Origin of the sequence: Pseudomonas syringae pv. cilantro (assembly GCF_001293775.1) — a bacterium.
In the GTDB taxonomy this organism is placed as follows: domain Bacteria; phylum Pseudomonadota; class Gammaproteobacteria; order Pseudomonadales; family Pseudomonadaceae; genus Aquipseudomonas; species Aquipseudomonas syringae_P.
This window is the reverse complement of sequence record NZ_LGLN01000063.1, coordinates 1-2938: the sequence shown is the minus strand read 5'-3', so window position 1 is coordinate 2938 and position 2938 is coordinate 1. Positions and strand designations below refer to the sequence as shown.

The window sequence follows — 2938 nt, the reverse complement described above, 5'->3', positions numbered from 1 at the left end:
CACTCTGGCCGCACGATCAAGCTGCAGGGAGCACCTGACGGTGACGCGCTGCTTTCCGCAATCGACTGGCTGGCTGCTGGTTCAGTTGCCGGTGGCGACAAATGAGCGCTCAGGTTTTGAAGCGCGAGGTACTGGTCAGTTCTCGCCACCCGGCTCTTTATCTAGTTTACTGGAGCTTCGTCTGGAACCGCGATTGCAGCTACCCTGATATTATGGCTACTAATTGTTAATTCCGAACTGACCCACGTACTGACGCAAAACTACCCCATCTCCATATCGGCAGTAGGCGCAATGGTTTTTAGGGCGTCCGACTGAGTCAGCGACATCTCGGCAACAGGGTCAATTCGACCCAGCGCCAACAGGGTAAGCGGCTGTAAGCGCCGTCGAGGATCACTGTCAACACAAGAGGATTGGTATGGAACCCTTTGAACCGATCAGAGATTTTTTTCACCGTCGGCATGCTCACCACCTGGATAAGATATTCCCTTTTGTACGGCTGTTATTGCTGAAAACGGATAGCCACAGGACCTACGCTTGTTACCCCTCACCTATTATTAAAATGGCGATCATGGTCAATGCCCTTGAAGTCGGTGAAATAAGCTACACAATCAGCCCACTCCAGGATCGACTGTTCGTTTACGGCATTGAGATCTCACGCGAGTACAAGCGTCGCGGCTACGGATTGGCCGCCTTGTGGAGACTTCACCGAATGCACGGTCTGCCAATCGTTCCGGTCTCCATTATCAGTAGTAATGAAGCCCACCGTTTTTGGCATCGTTCACGCCAGATTCTTAGCGCCGCAGGTGCGATAATCCAGCCTGACATACACCGAGACCATGTCTACCAGGAACAGCAGAGCTGGAAGCACTTGATACCGGAGTCGTCGATTGATCGGTCTATCCGTGAACACGAAGAATGGATGGCTCGGGAGGCCATAGCGAACCGAAGTGCGGCAACCTAATGGTGGCCGCCACGAGCCTCAAGTCCGTTGGCTGTTCCATTGTTGCGCAGTGATACCGGTTGATTACGGGTAGCCTACAGAGGAGGCAACAGAGTCAGGAAATGCAGAAAAACAGCCCTATTCTGACGCTGCGCCAGTACCCCCAACTGACGCCCGTTTGAGGTTAACTTCAACTGGACACAAGCTATATCCATTGAGGCTCACAAAGGTTGGTCCGCAGACGCCCCCAGGGGGGATTTGGCTTGAGCCCTCCACGGAGGTGCGGCAGTCCCTCGACACGGGCTCAATAGTCGGTTGCAGGGGAGAACTCGTATCCGATCGCTTGGAATAGCTCTTTGGCTTTATCAGTGCTAACCGACTCTCGCTGCTCATCCATGAGATCCGTGTAGAATTTTGCGCACCCGCCCTGAACATGGATGCTGTGGTAGACGTATGCTTTATCTCCCTTCCCTATCCACTGCATTACCTTGCCTGCAATATTCTCTGCAGGAAGGCTTTCAACGCCGTAAGGATTCCCGCGCTTAATATAGTCCTCAAAGTCCATACGGATAGGCAGCTTCAGCCCTTCTAGCCGATGCTCCAGGTCGAGAATTACATAGAAACTGACAAATTCAACGCGCACTCCTCGCAGATCAGTTTCGAGAATTTTATTCAAAATGATATTTCGGCCATCCTCCGTGTTGTATAGGCTGGTACCCATAGCAGGATAGCCTTCACGGTTAGTCTGAATTACTACGATTTCGGCCCGAGCAATACCGTGATCAGGGTCTATCTTGATACCGTAGCGGGCTAAACAAGGTTGTCGATCGTTACCGGGGAAAAAAACTTCTTTGACCATTCGCTCCATTCCTGCCTATGGCATGTACGAAAAATGCGCATCACACCTCAGGTGACAAGAACTCGTCCTGCTCAGCTTTGAGGATGCTCTGATGCAATTGGTTGATATGCTCGACTGCATTATTACCTTTGGCTAGATGCGTGATCAAGATTTCACTTGTCTTGGTAAAGCGGTGTCCAATTCGCACGGTATACGACCGAAAAATCCAGCTGATAAAGCCTGTAAAGTACATGGCATCTTCGATGTCACGCCACTTCACACCACGGTATCCTTTCCGCCAAGGCAAAATTCCTTGATACAGCCAAACGCCCACATCGTCGGTGTAGAGATAGACGCTTCTCAAGACGAGGATCTTGTAGATAAACATTGCAAATGCGAGTAACAGAACGAGAACGCTAATCGTGATACCGATCTGATGAGCCTGGTCGATTTGAGCCTTGTGTATAGTCAACCACGATGTACCGGCTGACACGGCGATGAGAACCAAGAAAGTAAAGATTGGACCGACGTAAGCCAGCCATGACAGTCTAAATATCTCATGCGGCGACGCATCGCGGGTCGGATGTTCATACCCTTCCATAACTATTTTTGCTCCTCTCAGATCAGCGACTTTTCACGCAGCAACTCAAGAAGCTCGAACCCAAAGGCTGCCATCATCAGAACAACTCCCAAGAGGAGAGCAAGAATACCTGCCTCGGTGTACGCCAGATCTGCTGTTCGCTGCCCTGCCTCCCCCAGACCTATTGAAGCCAGAACCGCTATTACTTGAGCCACTGATAGTTTCATACGACGTTCCTTGTGTCTTTTCGATGCAAAAGTGGTGTTTTTCTGCTGCCCCATACCCGCTCAATGCATCTGACGGTATCAATATCATAATCTCGGAGCGGGCTGCCGACCAGCAATGTTGCCAGTAACCTGGACCTCCCATCTCCCCGAAAAGTGCTACCGCGCCTGCTGCTTGATGGCGGGAGCACGATCCAAGCAGGCTCCGCCAAACCCCAATCGTACCGATAACGGTTTCCTACTGACGGCTCTTCATCAATCGCGTTTCCTGTACCTGACACCATCTGCAGGTACTGCCACATGCTTCCCTCCAGAACCTATTGCTTCAGATCCAAACGTAGCCTTTTGGGCTTCCT

4 protein-coding genes and 1 pseudogene are annotated in these 2938 nt (G+C 51.2%); 2 read left to right on the top strand and 3 right to left on the bottom strand.

The annotated features are described in order from the left end of the window. Positions 1 to 105, top strand: a pseudogene (locus ABJ99_RS29210) (DsbA family protein); the annotation flags it as partial. 310 nt (positions 106 to 415) lie between these two features. Next, positions 416 to 961 (top strand): N-acetyltransferase, encoded by a 546-nt coding sequence (locus tag ABJ99_RS14580; protein ID WP_054086398.1) that lies wholly within the window; start codon positions 416 to 418, stop codon positions 959 to 961. Between the two features lie 283 nt (positions 962 to 1244). On the opposite strand, the gene ABJ99_RS14575 is transcribed toward ABJ99_RS14580, so the two are convergent. Genes ABJ99_RS14575 through ABJ99_RS14565 form a run of 3 tightly spaced genes read right to left on the bottom strand, consistent with a single transcriptional unit; the run spans position 1245 to position 2585 of the window. Continuing rightward, entirely contained in the window at positions 1245 to 1799 is a 555-nt protein-coding gene (locus ABJ99_RS14575; RefSeq protein WP_054086397.1) for a hypothetical protein, read from the bottom strand. A gap of 40 nt (positions 1800 to 1839) precedes the next feature. Continuing rightward, positions 1840 to 2379, bottom strand: a complete 540-nt coding sequence (locus tag ABJ99_RS14570; RefSeq protein ID WP_054086396.1) for a hypothetical protein — start codon at positions 2377 to 2379, stop codon at positions 1840 to 1842. A gap of 17 nt (positions 2380 to 2396) precedes the next feature. Continuing rightward, on the bottom strand, positions 2397 to 2585 hold the full coding sequence (locus ABJ99_RS14565; RefSeq protein ID WP_010207072.1) for a hypothetical protein: 189 nt from the start codon (positions 2583 to 2585) through the stop codon (positions 2397 to 2399). Positions 2586 to 2938: the final 353 nt, after the last annotated feature.